17 protein-coding genes are annotated in these 17,219 nt (G+C 38.9%); 7 read left to right on the forward strand and 10 right to left on the reverse strand.

What is annotated here, in order from left to right; all coding sequences use genetic code 11:
* Positions 1–75: 75 nt before the first annotated feature.
* Both AC27GZ_RS05215 and AC27GZ_RS05220 read left to right on the forward strand, forming a co-directional pair.
* Positions 76–411 (forward strand): ribonuclease E inhibitor RraB, encoded by a 336-nt coding sequence (locus AC27GZ_RS05215; protein WP_487093851.1) that lies wholly within the window; start codon positions 76–78, stop codon positions 409–411.
* A gap of 21 nt (positions 412–432) precedes the next feature.
* Positions 433–645: a hypothetical protein gene (locus tag AC27GZ_RS05220; RefSeq protein WP_487093852.1), complete on the forward strand. Its 213-nt coding sequence runs from the start codon at positions 433–435 to the stop codon at positions 643–645.
* A gap of 35 nt (positions 646–680) precedes the next feature.
* On the opposite strand, the gene AC27GZ_RS05225 is transcribed toward AC27GZ_RS05220, so the two are convergent.
* Together AC27GZ_RS05225 and purL are read right to left on the reverse strand one after the other, a co-directional pair.
* On the reverse strand, positions 681–1,355 hold the full coding sequence (locus AC27GZ_RS05225) for a nitroreductase family protein (RefSeq protein ID WP_487093853.1): 675 nt from the start codon (positions 1,353–1,355) through the stop codon (positions 681–683).
* Positions 1,356–1,595: 240 nt separating this feature from the next.
* Positions 1,596–5,540 carry a phosphoribosylformylglycinamidine synthase gene (gene purL / locus AC27GZ_RS05230; protein ID WP_487094523.1) on the reverse strand — a complete coding sequence of 1,315 codons (3,945 nt, stop codon included), beginning with the start codon at positions 5,538–5,540 and terminating at the stop codon, positions 1,596–1,598.
* Between the two features lie 195 nt (positions 5,541–5,735).
* On the opposite strand from purL, the gene mltF reads away from it, so the two are divergent.
* On the forward strand, positions 5,736–7,205 hold the full coding sequence (gene mltF, locus AC27GZ_RS05235; protein WP_487093854.1) for a membrane-bound lytic murein transglycosylase MltF: 1,470 nt from the start codon (positions 5,736–5,738) through the stop codon (positions 7,203–7,205).
* Positions 7,206–7,358: 153 nt separating this feature from the next.
* The gene (locus AC27GZ_RS05240; RefSeq protein ID WP_487093855.1) at positions 7,359–7,514 is read left to right on the forward strand and encodes a hypothetical protein; all 156 of its coding nucleotides are present in this window, start codon (positions 7,359–7,361) and stop codon (positions 7,512–7,514) included.
* Here the strand turns inward: AC27GZ_RS05240 and tadA are convergent.
* The 7 genes from tadA to AC27GZ_RS05275 form a co-directional block, all read right to left on the reverse strand.
* On the reverse strand, positions 7,511–8,023 hold the full coding sequence (tadA, locus tag AC27GZ_RS05245) for a tRNA adenosine(34) deaminase TadA (protein ID WP_487093856.1): 513 nt from the start codon (positions 8,021–8,023) through the stop codon (positions 7,511–7,513). The genes AC27GZ_RS05240 and tadA overlap by 4 nt on opposite strands.
* Positions 8,023–9,180 carry a radical SAM family heme chaperone HemW gene (gene hemW, locus AC27GZ_RS05250; RefSeq protein ID WP_487093857.1) on the reverse strand — a complete coding sequence of 386 codons (1,158 nt, stop codon included), beginning with the start codon at positions 9,178–9,180 and terminating at the stop codon, positions 8,023–8,025. Before hemW ends, tadA begins: the two co-directional genes overlap by 1 nt.
* Before the next feature lie 52 nt (positions 9,181–9,232).
* Positions 9,233–9,838, reverse strand: a complete 606-nt coding sequence (rdgB, locus tag AC27GZ_RS05255; RefSeq protein WP_487093858.1) for an RdgB/HAM1 family non-canonical purine NTP pyrophosphatase — start codon at positions 9,836–9,838, stop codon at positions 9,233–9,235.
* A 166-nt stretch (positions 9,839–10,004) separates the two neighbouring features.
* Positions 10,005–10,442 (reverse strand): DUF4426 domain-containing protein, encoded by a 438-nt coding sequence (locus tag AC27GZ_RS05260; RefSeq protein ID WP_487093859.1) that lies wholly within the window; start codon positions 10,440–10,442, stop codon positions 10,005–10,007.
* A gap of 82 nt (positions 10,443–10,524) precedes the next feature.
* Entirely contained in the window at positions 10,525–11,070 is a 546-nt protein-coding gene (locus AC27GZ_RS05265; protein WP_487093860.1) for a YggT family protein, read from the reverse strand.
* A 4-nt stretch (positions 11,071–11,074) separates the two neighbouring features.
* Positions 11,075–11,887: a pyrroline-5-carboxylate reductase gene (gene proC / locus AC27GZ_RS05270; protein WP_487093861.1), complete on the reverse strand. Its 813-nt coding sequence runs from the start codon at positions 11,885–11,887 to the stop codon at positions 11,075–11,077.
* Positions 11,888–11,955: 68 nt separating this feature from the next.
* Positions 11,956–12,660: a YggS family pyridoxal phosphate-dependent enzyme gene (locus tag AC27GZ_RS05275; RefSeq protein ID WP_487093862.1), complete on the reverse strand. Its 705-nt coding sequence runs from the start codon at positions 12,658–12,660 to the stop codon at positions 11,956–11,958.
* Between the two features lie 105 nt (positions 12,661–12,765).
* On the opposite strand from AC27GZ_RS05275, the gene AC27GZ_RS05280 reads away from it, so the two are divergent.
* Both AC27GZ_RS05280 and AC27GZ_RS05285 read left to right on the forward strand, forming a co-directional pair.
* A complete protein-coding gene (locus tag AC27GZ_RS05280) occupies positions 12,766–13,809 on the forward strand; it encodes a type IV pilus twitching motility protein PilT (RefSeq protein WP_487093863.1) in 1,044 nt (347 codons plus the stop codon).
* 25 nt (positions 13,810–13,834) lie between these two features.
* Positions 13,835–14,962: a PilT/PilU family type 4a pilus ATPase gene (locus AC27GZ_RS05285; RefSeq protein ID WP_487093864.1), complete on the forward strand. Its 1,128-nt coding sequence runs from the start codon at positions 13,835–13,837 to the stop codon at positions 14,960–14,962.
* Positions 14,963–15,034: 72 nt separating this feature from the next.
* Here AC27GZ_RS05285 and AC27GZ_RS05290 read toward each other — a convergent pair whose 3' ends face one another.
* Positions 15,035–15,469: a CBS domain-containing protein gene (locus AC27GZ_RS05290; protein ID WP_487093865.1), complete on the reverse strand. Its 435-nt coding sequence runs from the start codon at positions 15,467–15,469 to the stop codon at positions 15,035–15,037.
* 164 nt (positions 15,470–15,633) lie between these two features.
* On the opposite strand from AC27GZ_RS05290, the gene AC27GZ_RS05295 reads away from it, so the two are divergent.
* On the forward strand, positions 15,634–17,079 hold the full coding sequence (locus AC27GZ_RS05295) for a coniferyl aldehyde dehydrogenase (protein ID WP_487093866.1): 1,446 nt from the start codon (positions 15,634–15,636) through the stop codon (positions 17,077–17,079).
* Positions 17,080–17,219: the final 140 nt, after the last annotated feature.

Below are 17,219 nucleotides of genomic sequence, written 5' to 3' on the forward strand. Positions count from 1 at the left end.
AGCTTAACACTTTTATCGGTTATCAGGTAATATGTCGGTAATTTCTTCACAGTATAAATAAAAGTTGAGTTTTAGATGAGTCGTGATTTAACCCTTTTTCCCAATGATAAAATAGGTGATGCTCTATGGGAGATGCAACAAGCTGGTGGTGATCTTGACCAGCCAAGAGAAGTAGAGTTTTCAGTACTGTTTCCTTCACAAGCGCTTGCTTTACAGTTTGGCCAGTTACTCCTAGAAAACAACCAAAAACTTTCTTTCACACCCTTTCCCGATAATGAAGAACTTCCATGGGAAATTACGGCCTACCCTGAAATGCCGTTAAGCTATGAAAATATTACAGCCTATCAAGAACTGCTCGAAACCAGTTGCGCACCACTTCAAGGACAATTTGATGGTTTTTATTGCATATAAAGTTAATGGCCACACAAAGATATGATAGATCTTAAGCAGTTCGATGCCTTAAAAAATAAGAGTAAAAGTTCTTTTGTTGCCCAGAAGCAATTAATGAAAAAAGTTATGGCAGGGCAAACGGTACTTTGCTCAACATGCCAGCAACCTTTGAAACTATCAACACCAGAGGCAGGCGAAAATACAGGTATTCGCTGTGATAAAGGTTGCACAGACATTCAGCTAGATTTTGTCTAGTTTGTCATTACCAGTTTTGTCTTAGTTAATAAGGCTTATAAAAAAGTCGCTATATCATTTAATGACTTTTTCACTTGTGCATGAGCGGGAATGGTTGCATCTTCGTTGGGGTAACCGGCTATAAGTAACATATAAGCGCGCTCATTATCTCCTCGCTGACAAATTTTATTTAAAAAAGACATTGGCTTAGGTGTATGGGTTAATGTCGCTAGTCCCGCATTGTGTAAGGCCGTAATTAAAAAGCCCGTGGCAATACCTACTGATTCATGCACATAATAATTCGTGTTTTTATCTTCTTCATGTATACCACCTTTTTTTTGGCTAAAAATGGCAATAAGCCAAGGGGCATGTTCTAAATAAGGTTTATTGGCATCAGTGCCTAAATCTTTCAATGCATCTAGCCATTCTTCACCGGCACGACCTTGATAAAAACCACGTTCATGATGCTCAGCTTGCTCTCTAATTTGCTTTTTAATTTCAGCTGAGTTTACGGCAACAAAATGCCAAGGTTGATGATTCGCGCCACTTGGCGCTGTGCCTGCCGCTTTGATACAATTTTCAATAACGGCTTTATCAACACTTCTATCACTAAAACTTCGAATGGAATGACGGCGTTTAATGTCTTGATAAAATTGCGCTGATCGTTCAAGCATTTCTGCTTTGGGGTATTCAATAAAATCGTCTAAAGGAGAACAGTCGTGATCTTTCATTGTAACTCTGTGCTGTAATTATATTTGTAATGAGCTTAGCCTAACAGATAAAAGCATCAAAAAAAAACCGACAGCTTCAAGAGAAAGTTGTCGGTTTTTTATCATGATTTTAGTGTCTACTGTAATAAAGCAGTATCAGAACTCTTGAAGCTGATTAGGCCAAGTTCACGAAGAAAGCGCGGAGTTGACACTAATCAATGAGCACTTTCGACAAAGAAATTGGTCTTATCAGCAAAAAGATTAGCCGATAAATTTACGCGCGTTTCTGAACATACGCATCCAAGGTGAATCTTCACCCCAGCTATCTGGGTGCCATGAATTAGCAACGGTTCTAAATACACGTTCAGGGTGAGGCATCATAATCGTGACACGCCCATCAGTAGTCGTTAATGAAGTAATACCATCTACTGAGCCATTCGGGTTAGCAGGGTAAGTTTCAGTCACATCACCGTAGTTATTAACATAGCGCATTGAAACAGTACCAGAGTTGTTAGCGGCATCAATTGCTTCATTCGAGCTAAACTCAGTACGACCTTCACCGTGAGAAACAGCAATTGGCATCATTGAACCCGCCATGCCTTTAAATAAAACTGAAGGACTTTCTTGAATTTCAACTAATGAAAAACGTGCTTCAAAGCGCTCTGATTCATTTTGCACGAAGCGAGGCCAGTGCTCACTACCTGGGATGATATCTTTTAGGTTTGATAGCATTTGACAGCCGTTACATACACCTAATGAGAAAGTATCTTCACGTGCAAAGAAGGCCTTGAACATAGCGCGTGCTTTGTCGTTAAACAAAATAGATTTTGCCCAACCTTCACCTGCGCCTAATACATCACCGTATGAGAAACCGCCACAAGCAACTAAGCCATTGAAATCAGCTAAATCTGCTCTGCCTGATAAAATATCAGACATGTGAACGTCAACAGCGGTAAAGCCGGCGCGATCAAAAGCAGCCGCCATTTCAACATGCGAGTTAACCCCTTGCTCACGTAAAATAGCAACACGAGGGTTGGTTTTATTTTGGGCGTCTTTGGCAATTAAATCTGCGACGATATCTTCATTAATATCAAAGCTTAAGTTAGCTTGTAAACCTGGATCTTCAGTATCAAACTTCACATCATGCTCTTCTTGAGCACAAGCTGGATTGTCACGTAAAGATTGCATCTTAAAAGTGGTTTGTGCCCAAGTTGTGCGGAAATAAGTACGAGAGTTTTCAAGTACAATTTCATTATCACGGCTAAAACGAATAGTATCGTCGTTGTTGATACGACCAACATCTTTACAGCAATCTAAAATGCCATGAGCATCTAAAATAGCGTGAATTGCATCAACATCGCTCTCACGAATTTGAATAACGGCACCCAACTCTTCATTGAATAATACAGACACGTTATCGCCAGAATAGCTCGATAAATCAATATCAACACCTGTGTGACCTGCAAATGCCATTTCAGCTACCGTAGTGAATAAACCACCGTCAGAGATATCATGATAGGCAATTAACTTTTCTTCACGAACAAGTGTTTGCATAGCATTGAAAAAGCCTTTTAACGTTTCAGGACAATCAACATCGGGTGTTTCATTACCTAATTGTTTATAAACTTGCGCTAAACATGAACCACCTAAACGGTTCTTGCCTTTAGATAAATCAATAGCAACAATGCGGCTATCGCCTTTATCTGTGCGTAATTGTGGTGTTACGGTTTTGCGAATATCTTCAACGACACCAAAAGCAGTGATTACTAATGAAAGTGGTGAGGTTACTGACTTATCTTCACCGTCTTCTTGCCATTGGGTTTTCATCGACATTGAGTCTTTACCCACTGGAATAGTTAAACCAAGGGCTGGACATAATTCTTCACCAATGGCTTTTACCGCTTCATATAAACCAGCATCTTCACCTGGGTGGCCTGCTGGCGACATCCAGTTAGCTGATAATTTAATGCGGTTTAAATCACCAATATCAGTACCGGCAATGTTAGTCAGTGATTCAGCTACCGCTAAGCGAGCTGAAGCGCCGTAGTTAAGCAGTGCAACAGGTGTACGTTCACCTAATGACATTGCTTCACCATGGTAAGAGTCTAAACTAGCAGCGGTGACACCACAGTCTGCAACCGGTACTTGCCATGGACCAACCATCTGATCGCGGTTAACCATACCGGTAACAGAGCGATCGCCAATGGTGATCAGGAAGGTTTTTTCAGCCACTGTCGGTAAGCTTAAAATACGGTCAGCAGCATCAGTGATTGAAATGTCACTTACTTTTAGCGCATCACCTGCTGCGGTTGTGCTTTGTACGTTTTTAATGATTTTTGGGGTTTTACCCAATAAGACATTAAGGGGTAAATCAATCGGCGTATTGAGTTCTTCGTCGTTAGCAAAGTGCTCGTCAGTAACGGTTAAGTGCTCTTCTTCAGTAGCACGACCTACAACAGCAAATGGTGCGCGTTCACGGGCACAAATTTCAGTAAATTGTGCTAGCTGTTCATCTGAAACAGCAAGTACGTAGCGCTCTTGAGATTCGTTACACCAAATTTCATGAGGCGTCATGCTACGCTCATCATTAGGTACGTTACGTAATTCAAAAACGCCACCACGACCACCGTCAGACACTAGCTCAGGAAAGGCGTTTGATAAACCACCAGCACCAACATCATGAATAAATAAAATAGGGTTTTTGTCACCTAACTGCCAACACTTATCAATAACTTCTTGGCAGCGACGCTCCATTTCAGGGTTTTCACGTTGTACCGAAGCAAAATCGAGGTTTTCAGCTGATTGACCAGAAGCCATTGATGAAGCTGCACCACCACCTAAACCTATGTTCATGGCAGGGCCACCAAGGGCGATTAAGTTTGCACCAACAACAATTTCACCTTTTTGTACATGTTCGTCACGAATATTACCTAAACCACCGGCAAGCATAATAGGCTTGTGATAACCACGAACTTCAGTACCGTTAAACGAGTTAACTTGCTCTTCGTAGGTGCGGAAATAACCTAAAATAGCAGGGCGGCCAAATTCATTATTAAAGGCTGCGCCACCAAGTGGGCCTTCCAACATTATGTCTAAAGCGGACACAATGCGGCTTGGTTTGCCGTAGTTTGTTTCCCAAGGCTGTTCAAAGTTAGGGATACGTAAGTTTGATACTGAAAAACCAACTAAGCCTGCTTTGGGTTTAGAGCCGACACCTGTTGCTCCTTCATCTCGAATTTCACCACCGCTACCTGTTGCAGCGCCTGGGTATGGAGAAATAGCGGTAGGGTGGTTATGGGTTTCAACCTTCATCAATACCTGAATATCTTCATGACTATAACCATAAATATTGGTTTCAGGGTTAGGGAAGAAGCGGCCACCTTTATTACCAACCATTACCGCAGCATTGTCTTTATAAGCACTTAACACAAAGTCAGCGTTAACTTCATGCGTGTTGCGGATCATTTTAAATAATGATTTTGGCTGCTTTTTACCATCAATGGTCCAATCGGCATTGAATATTTTATGACGACAGTGCTCTGAGTTTGCTTGAGCAAACATGTACAGTTCAATATCATGTGGATTACGGCCTAATTTTGTGAAGTTCTCAAATAAGTAATTAACTTCATCATCAGCGAGAGCTAAACCTAATTCGATATTAGCTTGCACTAAGGCATTTTTGCCACCATTTTCAATATCTATTGCAGTAAGTTTACCGGGCTCTGCACTAGCAAATAATTGTTGAGCATCTTCAAAATCAGTAAACACACTTTCCATCATGCGATCATGAAGCAGCGAACTAAGCTGTAGCTTTTGCTCAGCCGTTAAGTTAGCGCCATCAGCTAAGGTAATGTAATAAGCTAAACCGCGCTCTAAACGTTCAATTTTTGCTAAACCACAGTTATGAGCAATGTCTGTTGATTTTGATGACCAAGGTGAAATAGTACCCGGACGCGGTGTTACTAGTAAAAACTGACCTTGTGGTTCATGTTCTTCAATAGTTGGTCCGTACGTTAATAATTGCTTTAAAACATTTTCTTCGTCGGTTGATAAGTCAGCATTAAGTTGTGCAAAGTGCGCAAACTCAGCATAAATATCTGCTACTGGTAGTGCTAAATCAGCACATTGAGCCAATAGTTTTTTAATTCTAAAGTCAGAAAGAGCAGGAGCGCCACGAAGATTTTTTATTAACGTTGTCTTAGGCATCGTCATAGGGTAATCACCATATTTATGTAGGTTTTTGATCAGGCTAATGGTTGAGTTTAGCCTAAGCGAAAATTTCGCGCGTATTATAGTTGTTTTTTAATCGTTTAGTAAGCGTTAAAACACTATGTTTTCATTAAAAAGTTATGATAAAAAAAAGTACTTGGCTAACAAGGGAATACGCGCCACAATTAAGTAATGAAAATTATTAACTTTACTCACCAGAAGCCGCTGCATTTAAAACGACTTTTTGTCACGTTTTTATTGTTAGTAACGCTATTTTCTTGTGATGATCAAAAACAATCTGCAAGTCTTTCTCGAATTATTGAGCAAGGTTATGTCACCATTGGCACTTTATATGGCCCGAATAGTTTTTATATTAAGGGTGATGGCATTCAAGGAGAAGGCTTTGCCGGCTTTGAATATGAGTTAGCGAAAAAGTATGCGCAATGGCTTGATGTTGAGCTGAAAGTTGTGCCTAGCTATAACCTAGATGAGCTCTTTATTAAACTCAATAATGGTGAAGTTGACTTTCTTGCTGCCGGTTTATCTGTTACTGATAAGCGTTTACAGCGTTTTCGTTTTGGGCCTAGTTATCAAGAGGCAACTCAAAAGTTAGTGTTTAAGCAAGGTAAAAAGTGGCCAAGAAAATTAAAAGACTTATCCGGTACTTTAATGGTAACTGCCGATTCCAGTTATGTAGAAAATTTAGAGCGCTTAAAACAAACCAACCCTGAGTTAACTTGGCAGGAAAATAAAGATTTCGACAGTGAAGAGTTACTATTAAAAGTGCTTAACGAAGAAATAGACTATACCGTGATTGATAGTAATATTTTAGCCATCAACAGACGCTATTATCCGGAAATTAGTATTGCTTTTAGTATCAGTGAGGCTGAGCCTTTAGCCTGGATGTTAAGTAAAAACAGTGACGATAGTATAATGGCTAGCTTAGTTGAATTTTTTGGTGAGGTTCATCATGACGGTACATTGCTAGCACTTGATGATAAATATTACGGTCATATTGAAGAATTTAATTATGTTGAAACCCGTACTTTTATCAAAGCAGTAGAAAATAAATTACCTCAATATCAGCCGTTATTTGAAAAATATGGGCAAGAGATTGACTGGCGTTTATTAGCAGCAATAAGCTATCAAGAATCACATTGGCGGCCTCATGCTCGTTCTCATACCGGTGTGCGAGGCATGATGATGTTAACACTTGATACGGCTAAACAAATGGGCATCAAAAGCCGTTTAGATGTTGAGCAAAGTATTCGTGGTGGCGCTAAATATTTCCAACGAATGATAGATAGAATGCCTGATAGGATTCCAAGCCCTGATCGTGTCTGGTTTGCACTGGCTTCATACAATGTCGGCTTTGGCCATTTAAATGATGCCAGAATTATTACTCGTCAGCAGGGTGGTGATCCCGATCGCTGGGTAGAAGTGAAAACACGCTTACCTCTTCTACAGCAGAAAAAATATTATAAACAAACTAAGTATGGTTATGCTCGTGGTGCAGAGCCGGTCAGTTATGTTGAAAATATTCGTCGCTATTATGACACGCTCACTTGGCTGGACAATAAATCTCAAGATGAAAAGAACATAGAGCAGGAAGCAACTCAATCTGATAGTGAACAGACTGGAACTGCAGAAGCGACTGAGTAATTTGTCTAATTGCTATTTCTTAGATGACGCGTTAATTGCTAATTACAATTTGTCGATAATTTTTTAACTTTTTTACCTTAATGTCATTTCACTGTCATATTTAAAGATAATAATGACTAAGAACTTAATTAAAGCACAAAGTAAGAGAGACTAATGATGAGCATTAGAAGACAGAAATCAGCCAATGCACGAAAAAAGCATTTAAAAATTCAACACCATAAAGTAAACGCACGTAGACAGTTTTATTTTAATCAACTTTCATCACAATCTGCACAAGCCCAAGAACTAACTCAAGCTAAAGAGCACTAAGTTTTAGATTGCTCTTTAGCGGCCTTTTTTTTACGCTTTTTTTCATCGCGACGACGCTTAAAAAAGCCAGATAACAATTCACTGCAATCACCAGACATAAGCCCATTATCTACAGCAATTTGATGGTTAAGTTGCTCACAATTCACTAGGTTAAAAGCACTGCCTGCAGCGCCAGTTTTAAAGTCATCACTGGCATACACTAAACGTTTTATTCTGCTATGAACTAACAAGCCTGCACACATGGGGCAAGGCTCGAGCGTAACATAGAGTGTGCAATCAATTAATCGGTAGTTTTGTAGGTACTCACCCGCTTGACGTATTGCGATCATTTCTGCATGTGCGGATGGATCGTTCAATGTGATGGATTGGTTATAGCCTTCACCAATAATTTTTCCTTGATGAACAACAACAGCCCCAACAGGTATTTCATTTATTTTTTCAGCTTGTTGAGCTAATGCAAATGCTCTTTGCATAAAAGCATGATCAGCTTGCTCAGTAATGTTAGTCATTATAGGAAGAGCTCCAATAAGTCATTTAAATAACGATGTCCTAATTGAGTCACTTGCCATTCATTGTTATTACATTGCATAAGCTGTTTGGTTTGTGCTGTTTCTAGTGTCGGTAAAATAGCCTGTGGAGATAAATGGGTAGCTTGTTGAAAATCTTCAAGGGTAAAGCTAGAAAACAATCTAAGTTGGTTCATCATGTATTCAAAAGGTAACTCTTGTGCCGTGACGCTTGTTAAGTGATCTAATGGGTCACGTGTAGCATCAAGATAACCTTTAGGGTGCTTAACTTTAATGGTTCGTTGTATTTCACCAGTATTTGCATTGGTTATTTTGCCATGGGCACCGCAGCCAATTCCAAGGTAGTCACCAAATCGCCAATAATTGAGATTATGTTGGCATTGTTTACCTGCTTGACTAAAGGCAGAAACTTCATATTGTTGATAACCTGCATCGGCTAATAGTTTAAAACCCTGCTCTTGTATATCCCATAAGGTTTCATCTTGAGGAAGTTTCGGAGGCTTTGAGTGAAATGCTGTATTTGGCTCTATAGTTAGCTGATACCATGAAAGGTGATCTGGCGATAAACTTATTGCTGTTTTCAAATCATCAAGGGCATTTTCTATGCTTTGGTTGGGTAAACCATGCATTAAATCTAGATTAAAACTTTTAACACCTGAAGCTTTGGCAAGATGAGCAGCCTGTTTTGCTTGCTCAACATTGTGTATCCTACCTAGCTTGATTAACTTTTCTGATTCAAAACTTTGAATACCAATGGATAACCGTGTTACGCCAGCTTTAGCAAATGCTTTAAATTTATCTGCTTCCACAGTGCCAGGGTTAGCTTCTAGTGTTACTTCAAGTGATTGCTCATAGGAAAATCTTGCAAGCACTTGGTTTAATAACTGCTCAATGGCTGAGGCTGAAAATAAACTAGGTGTGCCACCGCCAATAAAAATAGAGTGAAGTGTTCGCTTGTGTAAATTAAAACGCTCAATATCAGCATCTAAATCAGCAATGAGTGCTGCGACATACTCTTGCTCAGGTATTGCTGCTTTTAATGCGTGAGAATTAAAATCGCAATAAGGGCATTTTTCCACACACCAGGGAATATGAATATATAAAGATAAAGGCGGTGTTGTTAACAAGTTAGTACTCACTTTTTTCCTGTCGATAAGAAAGTTTCTGTTGGTGATGAAGCTTGAATTATAGTCAAGAAGATTGAATTAACTGTTTTACTAGTTGCGCTAACGCTTGACCACGATGACTTAATTTATTTTTTACGTCGCGAGGTAATTGGGCTGATGTAAGCTGTAGATCTTCTTGCCAAAAAACAGGATCATAACCAAACCCCTGATCACCAAATTTTTCTCGGCTGATACTGCCATTCCATACTCCGTGACAAATAATAGGTGTGGGATCATGTTCATGCTTCATATATACCAAAACACAGTGAAAACGTGCAGTGCGCATTTCATCCGGTACACTTTCTAAGGCAATCAGTAATTTATTAGTATTGTCATTATCGGTAGGGTTTTCAAGCATGTCACCGGCATAGCGGGCAGAATATACGCCAGGTGCTCCTTGTAAAGCGTCAACCTCTAGCCCTGAATCATCAGCAATAGCAGGAAGGCCGGTAACTTTAGCAGCATGACGCGCTTTTATGATGGCATTTTCTACAAAAGTAGTACCTGTTTCAGCTACTTCCGGTACATTAAAATCACTTTGAGGGACAATGCTAATATTATGTTCGGCCAGTAAACTCGCTAACTCTTTAACTTTGCCTTGGTTACCTGTGGCTAAAACTATTTTGGACATTGAAGGGTTCAACTTTAACAAGAAATAATGGCTGCTAATGATACGGTAAAAGCAGCTTAGGTTCTAGGATTCACTGATAAGGATTCACTTGTCGTAAGGGAGGAGAATGAATGTCAGCCAATGAGTATAGTTAGAGTGACTTTACGCAATGGCTGTTATGCGAGTGTTAGTCGATATAAAATTTTTGTGAAAACTTCAACGTTTGTTGCTCTTTGCCATCATTGATAAGTAAGTCAAAGTGCAAGGTATCTTCGTGATTGAAACTCACTTGTGCTAAATAATAAATGGCACTGCCTTCTTTTACTTCACTAAATTCGAGCGATTTAAACTGCCCTAAATTATTTTTAACTTGCCCAGTAATACTGACCTTTTTAGCTGGGGTATTGGGCTTGGTATTATCAAGCACAGAAATATTCACTAGCCCATTATATCGGCTTCGCGTTATACCGTATGCTCTGGCAATTTCAGGTGTGAAAAAGGTTGAGCCAATGGCCATGTAATGCACATTCATTGAGCCAAGCTTTTTCATATTTTCGGCATTAGCGCCAGTGATAAAAGCGATAGTTAAACCAAGCACTATGACTATTTTACTTAGTGTTTTCATCTTATTTGCCTTATTTTTAAGCTCATTTTGTCAGAGGTGATTTTAAAAGCTATAAATCCTGCTTTATACCTAAGAGTAAGTGCTACAAAGCACCCCAGTAAGGTAGTGAGCCTGATAACAATATATTAATCACATTCATGATTAAAAATGCCACTATCATGGATAAATCTAATCCACCCATGTTAGGAATAATACGTCTAATTGGGTTTAAGAAGGGCTCAGTTAGTTGATGGAAAATCATGAGTGTTGGATTGTAACCTTGTACTACCCAACTCATGATTGCCATGATGATCATGATGACAAATAGCATAAAGCCAGCTTGCTTAATCAATACTAATAAACCAATGTAAAAAGCGAGTGTTCCTAGACTTTCACCAGCTAATGCGGCTAAGGTCACAAACTTTAATGTGGCAACAATATAAGCAACAACTATAGTAGCTAAGTCAATGCCACCTAAACCAGGTATAATCCGTCTAAGCGGTATCACTAATGGGTTTGATACTTTTACAATGAACTGGCTTAATGGGTTATAAAAATCTGCTTTCACCCATTGTAGCCATACGCGCATGATTAAAATCATGAGTAGTGCGTCAAAGGCGAATCTTAGTAAATATATTATAGCTTCCATTATGTTAACCTTCTTTAGCCATTTCTTCAGCGCGAGCAATTGCTGCATTCATTGCATTGCTTACCATTTCTTCAATACCATCTTTTCTAAATTGCTCAAGAGCAGCAAATGTTGTGCCTCCCTTGGAAGTTACATTTTCTCTTAAGGTACTGATTGGGACATTATTATGCTCAACCATTTGGGCGGCACCTAATGCGGTTTGTTGTACAAGCATTCGACTTTCTTCAACAGTAAAGCCAAGTGTCTGGGCTTGTTTTTCCATTGCTTCCATAAACAAGAAAAAATAAGCTGGCGCAGAGCCAGCAACAGCAATGATATCATTAATTTTATCTTCAGTGGCCAGCCAAATCACTTTACCCACGGCTGACATTAATTTATTACTGGCAGCTTTATGTTCATCATTAACTTCTGCAGAAGCAAATAGCCCACTCATGCCTAAACCTAGTTGAGATGGAGTATTGGGCATCACCCTTACTACTGGAGATTTTGAGTTAAGTGCTTGTTGGATTTGTGCAACGGTTGTACCTGCAGCAACAGAGACGAAAAGCTTGTTGCTAATATCAATCGCATTGGTTAATTGTTGGCACACATCACAAATAAAATGTGGTTTAACACTTAACACGATAATGTCAGCAAACTCACCAGCTTCAATATTATCGTCGGTTTGATGAACGCCAAATTCCTTGGCGAGTTGTAATCTTTTTTCAGCAGAAGGGTTAGCAACAATGATGTCGTTAGCGTCAACACCTGAATTTACTAAGCCTATGATGATGGCACGTGCCATATTTCCAGCGCCAATAAATGCTATTTTTTTCATTATCTTCTCATAGCGAAAACTTTCGCTCACCTTTTTAAAATATGAATCGATTCTTTATATCAATTCAATTATGTTGCTTTTTTCTCTCTTTGACCAAAAATAGCGGTGCCCACTCTTACTATGGTAGAGCCATGCTCTATAGCAATATCTAAGTCACTCGACATGCCCATAGAAAGGGTATCTACTGTTGGATATTGGGCTTGTAACTGTTTAAACAAGTGTTGCATTTTTTGATAACTATCATCTGCTGCATTTTTAGCCGGAATCGCCATTAAACCTCGTAAGGTAAGATTATCACAATTATCAACCACTTTGGCGAGTGACAACATCTCATTAGCCATAATGCCAGATTTTGATGGCTCTTCACTAATATTCACTTGTAAACAAATGTTTAGCGGAGTATCTTGGCAATTATTTTGCTGGCTTTGTTCACTTAAATGGGCGTCAAGTCGCTGTGCAATCTTAGCTCTGTCTACGGTGTGAACCCAGTGAAAATGTTGTGCTATTTGCTTAGTTTTATTAGATTGGATAGGACCTATAAAGTGCCAGCAAATATCCGTTAAGTTTGACAAGCTGGTGATTTTTTCTATCGCTTCTTGCAGATAGTTTTCGCCAAAGTCTCGTTGTCCAGCAAGATAAGCTTGCTCTACAGCAGAGATAGGTTTGGTTTTGCTAACGGCGAGCAAAGTGACAGAATTTTGCCTATTATTATTGAGGCAAGTTTGCTGAATTTGTGCGTTTATTTTAGTAATGTTTTCTTTAATATTATTCATGGTTTTAAGCGAAAGCTGCTGATTTTAAGGCTTTGACAAACATATTTTTTATAGATAATACTTTAACACTTGATACTTTAACAGATAACACCACCGAGGTTTTTTATGGATATCACCGAACTACTAGCATTTAGTGTGCAGCATGATGCATCAGATTTACATTTATCAACAGGCACTCCGCCTTCTATTCGTGTTGATGGTGATGTGCGAAAACTTAACATTCCAGCCTTCGATGCTAAAGATGTGAATGCTTTAGTGTATGACATAATGAATGATAGGCAGCGTAAAGAATACGAAGAAAATTTAGAAGTGGATTTCTCTTTTGAAGTACCTAACTTAGCGCGCTTTAGGGTAAATGCTTTTAATCAAAATCGTGGTCCAGCAGCGGTGTTTCGTACCATTCCAAGTAAAATATTATCGCTTGATGACTTAGGTTGCCCTGATATTTTTAGAGACATTGCCGATACTCCACGTGGCTTGGTGTTAGTGACTGGGCCAACGGGCTCTGGTAAATCTACAACTTTAGCTGCGATGGTGGATTATATAAATAATGCAAAACATGATCATATTTTGACCATTGAAGATCCTATTGAATTTGTGCATGAAAATAAATTGTGTTTGATTAACCAAAGGGAAGTACACCGTGATACTTTGAGCTTTGAAGCGGCGTTACGCTCAGCGTTACGTGAAGATCCCGATGTTATCCTTGTTGGTGAGATGCGTGATTTAGAAACTATCCGCCTAGCCATGACCGCTGCAGAAACGGGTCACTTGGTATTTGGTACCTTACATACGACTTCTGCACCTAAAACCATTGACCGTATTATTGATGTTTTCCCAGGCGAAGAAAAATCTATGGTTCGTTCTATGTTGTCAGAATCCTTACGTGCGGTTATTTCACAAACCTTAATTAAGAAAACTGGTGGTGGTCGAGTGGCTGCGCATGAAATTATGATAGGTACTCCTGCTATTCGTAACCTGATCCGTGAAGATAAAATTGCGCAAATGTATAGTGCTATTCAAACAGGTATGTCTAATGGTATGCAGACTATGGATCAATGTTTACAAAACTTAGTTAATCGCGGCATGATTTCTAAAGGCGCAGCGATGGAAAAAGCAGTAGATAAAAATCAATTTAGCAGTTACTAGTTTACTAGCATAAATAGGACATTATATGAGTTTTCATCAGTTATTAGAAAAAATGGTTTCAGAAGACGCTTCTGATATGTTTGTTACCGCCAAATTACCCGTAAGTGCAAAAATTAATGGTGAGCTACAGCCTATATCTGATCATATTTTAACGCCAGATGAGTCACTTGGTCTGGTGCATGATGCGATGAATGAAAAGCAAAAGAACCAATTCGATCAAGAAAAAGAGTGTAACTTTGCTATTTCAATTGACGGCATAGGGCGTTTTCGTATTTCAGCTTTTTGGCAACGTGATATGGCGGGTATGGTTATTCGTCGCATTGTTACTGAAATTCCTGATGTTGATGAGCTTGGATTACCGTCGGTACTTAAAGATGTTGTGATGTCTAAACGTGGTTTAGTACTGTTTGTCGGTGGTACAGGTACAGGTAAATCAACCTCTATGGCATCTTTGATTGGTTATCGTAACCGTAATTCTCGAGGCCATATTTTAACTATTGAAGACCCGGTAGAATTTGTACATGAACACGGTAAAAGTATGATCACCCAGCGTGAAGTCGGCTTAGATACTGAGTCTTTTGATGCCGCGCTAAAAAGCTCATTACGTCAAGCCCCTGATGTTATCTTAATTGGTGAGATTCGTAGTCAGGAAATTATGGAACATGCGTTAAGTTTTGCTGAAACAGGCCATTTATGTATTGCCACGTTACATGCTAATAATGCCAACCAAGCAATTGACCGTATTATGCACTTAGTACCAGCTGAGCAGCATGGCAAATTATTGTTCGATTTAGCACTAAATTTACGCGGTATTATTGCTCAGCAATTAGTACCAACCAGAGATGGTAATAGCCGCGTTGCCGCCATTGAAATTTTATTGAATTCCCCTTATATCGGTGAACTGATTAAAAAAGGCGAAGTAGGCAGCATTAAAGAGGTAATGGAGAAGTCTAATGAACAAGGTATGCAAACCTTTGATCAGGCGCTATTTACTTTATATCAGCAAGGGTTAATAACTTATGCTGATGCTTTACATCATGCTGATTCACCTAACGATTTACGCTTGATGATTAAACTTCGCAGTAATGAGCAAGGCGGTGCTGGTGGCTTAGCTGGGGTTACAATTGATGGGCTAGAGCCCACTGAAGATTAATGAGTATTAGGTTGGATTTAAGTTATTTTAGTTCAACCTAATACGCAACTTTTTCGAAAAGCTAACAGTGCGTTATTGTTTCGCGGTTAGCTTTTTTTTATAGCGTAAAGCTAATACTTTTAGAATATCTCGCCAGGTGATAATGCCTATGGGTTTATTGTCTTTATCAACAATGGGCAGGCAAGATATATGCTTTTCATCAAACAAAAGTACCGCGCTTGTTACAGGAATTGTATGCCTTGCTGTAACTGGGCTTCTGCTCATTATTTGGTGTAATTTTTTTTGTAATAATGCCGTGTCTCTGTGAGTTTCTTGACTTGTTCCAACCGTAGGACTTAAATGTTTATATAGATCTCTGTCATTAATCACCCCAGCTAATGATTCATCGTCGTCTGTTATCAGTAAATGATGAATATTATTATTTTCAAATACTTCCTTTGCTTTGCTTAAAGGAGTATCCATTGAAAGGGTAATTAAATCTTTACTCATTATATTTTCAATTTTCATACATTTATTCTATTTTTATCATGTTGAGAAAACTGTCGCCAATAGCCAAATATTATGCTTATATGGCTCATCGGAGCAGTTAGGTATACTAACTATCTATAGGTAATTGATATAGTAACTGCACAAAGTCTTTGATGACAAGCGCAAATTTAAGGCAGCTGATTATGGCTAATAATTTATATAGTTCAGAAGATGATCAACAAGAAATTTCAATACTTGATAAAGCGTTAGTTGAGCAAAAACAAGCTTTTGCAAAACAACCATATCCATCATTGGAGACGCGTATCGATGATTTATTACGCTTAAAGTCTGCCATTCTTGAACATCAAGATGCTTTACTTGATGCCCTGTCAAAAGATTTTGGTTGTCGCAGTATTGATGACAGTAAAATGGGTGATTTAATGCCGACTATTATGGGGATTAATTATGCGATAAAGCATATTAAGAAGTGGATGAAGCCGTCTAAACGCCATGTCGGTTTATTATTTCAACCTGCTAAAGCGTTTGTTATGTATCAGCCTCTGGGAGTAGTAGGTATTATTACCCCGTGGAATTATCCATTATTTTTGTCTCTTGGCCCACTAACAACGGCACTTGCTGCTGGTAATAGGGCTATGATTAAAATGTCTGAATTTACCCCTGAGACCAATGAAGTTGTTAAAAAGCTTATAGAGAGTGCTTTTCCTCGTAGTAAAGTCGCTGTGATTCATGGGGGATCTGATGTGGCGGCACATTTTTCCTCGCAAGCTTTTGATCATTTACTTTTTACAGGCTCTACCCGGGTTGGAAAAATAGTCATGGCGGCAGCTGCTAAAAATCTAACGCCTGTCACATTGGAATTAGGTGGAAAATCGCCAACTATTATTGATGATAGTATTGATATCAAAGATGCCGTGTCACGGTTTATTCTGGGAAAAACTTTAAATGCGGGACAAACTTGTGTCGCGCCAGACTATATTCTTTGTCCTACTACACGTATTGATGAACTGAAACAGACATTAAGTAAGCAGTTTAGCAAAATGTATCCAAGTGTTGCTGATAATAAAGATTACAGCAGTATTATTAATGAAGCACAATTGCAGCGATTAACCGAATTATTGAGTGACGCAGAATCTAAAGGCGCTGTGATTACAAAGCTTAGTAATGATAGTGAACAGGACTGCATTACGGTTGGTAAAATCCCCTTAACGTTAATCAATAATGTTAATGATGAAATGTTGTTGATGCAGGATGAAATTTTTGGCCCGTTATTACCCATAGTTAGTTATGAGCATATAACTGAAGCTATTGACTATATTAACGCTAGGCCAAGGCCATTAGCATTGTATTTATGCTCTCATGACAGCGACACACAACAGTTAGTATTATCGCAAACGCATGCCGGTGGTGTTTGTATAAATGATGCAGCTATGCATGTTGCTCAAGAGGATATACCTTTTGGTGGTATAGGGCCTTCAGGTATGGGGCAATACCATGGTCATGAAGGCTTCTTGACTTTCTCAAAAGCAAAGTCAGTTTTTCAAAAAGGAAAAATTAACTCAACCTCTCTGGCATTGCCTCCTTATGGAAAATTAATTCACAAATTAATTTATAAGTTTTTCTTGAAATAATTCTGGGCTTTAATCGCTGTAATGGTTGTTCATCTGAAATGAAATTATTGTATTTAATTGAAATATAACAGTTTTATTTCTGTCATATTTCTGTCATATTTCTGTCATATAATTTGCCGGAACGAGTATAGTGAAAATAG

This window comes from Colwellia sp. SU-HH00943, assembly GCF_057546125.1.

Bases quoted from the DNA above. Each gene is read 5' to 3' on its own strand.
- AC27GZ_RS05215 (WP_487093851.1), top strand. From the start codon at position 76: ATGAGTCGTGATTTAACCCTTTTTCCCAATGATAAAATAGGTGATGCT.
- AC27GZ_RS05220 (WP_487093852.1), top strand. From the start codon at position 433: ATGATAGATCTTAAGCAGTTCGATGCCTTAAAAAATAAGAGTAAAAGT.
- AC27GZ_RS05225 (WP_487093853.1), bottom strand. From the start codon at position 1,355: ATGAAAGATCACGACTGTTCTCCTTTAGACGATTTTATTGAATACCCC.
- purL (WP_487094523.1), bottom strand. From the start codon at position 5,540: ATGCCTAAGACAACGTTAATAAAAAATCTTCGTGGCGCTCCTGCTCTT.
- mltF (WP_487093854.1), top strand. From the start codon at position 5,736: ATGAAAATTATTAACTTTACTCACCAGAAGCCGCTGCATTTAAAACGA.
- AC27GZ_RS05240 (WP_487093855.1), top strand. From the start codon at position 7,359: ATGATGAGCATTAGAAGACAGAAATCAGCCAATGCACGAAAAAAGCAT.
- tadA (WP_487093856.1), bottom strand. From the start codon at position 8,023: ATGACTAACATTACTGAGCAAGCTGATCATGCTTTTATGCAAAGAGCA.
- rdgB (WP_487093858.1), bottom strand. From the start codon at position 9,838: ATGTCCAAAATAGTTTTAGCCACAGGTAACCAAGGCAAAGTTAAAGAG.
- AC27GZ_RS05260 (WP_487093859.1), bottom strand. From the start codon at position 10,442: ATGAAAACACTAAGTAAAATAGTCATAGTGCTTGGTTTAACTATCGCT.
- AC27GZ_RS05265 (WP_487093860.1), bottom strand. From the start codon at position 11,070: ATGGAAGCTATAATATATTTACTAAGATTCGCCTTTGACGCACTACTC.
- proC (WP_487093861.1), bottom strand. From the start codon at position 11,887: ATGAAAAAAATAGCATTTATTGGCGCTGGAAATATGGCACGTGCCATC.
- AC27GZ_RS05275 (WP_487093862.1), bottom strand. From the start codon at position 12,660: ATGAATAATATTAAAGAAAACATTACTAAAATAAACGCACAAATTCAG.
- AC27GZ_RS05280 (WP_487093863.1), top strand. From the start codon at position 12,766: ATGGATATCACCGAACTACTAGCATTTAGTGTGCAGCATGATGCATCA.
- AC27GZ_RS05285 (WP_487093864.1), top strand. From the start codon at position 13,835: ATGAGTTTTCATCAGTTATTAGAAAAAATGGTTTCAGAAGACGCTTCT.
- AC27GZ_RS05290 (WP_487093865.1), bottom strand. From the start codon at position 15,469: ATGAAAATTGAAAATATAATGAGTAAAGATTTAATTACCCTTTCAATG.
- AC27GZ_RS05295 (WP_487093866.1), top strand. From the start codon at position 15,634: ATGGCTAATAATTTATATAGTTCAGAAGATGATCAACAAGAAATTTCA.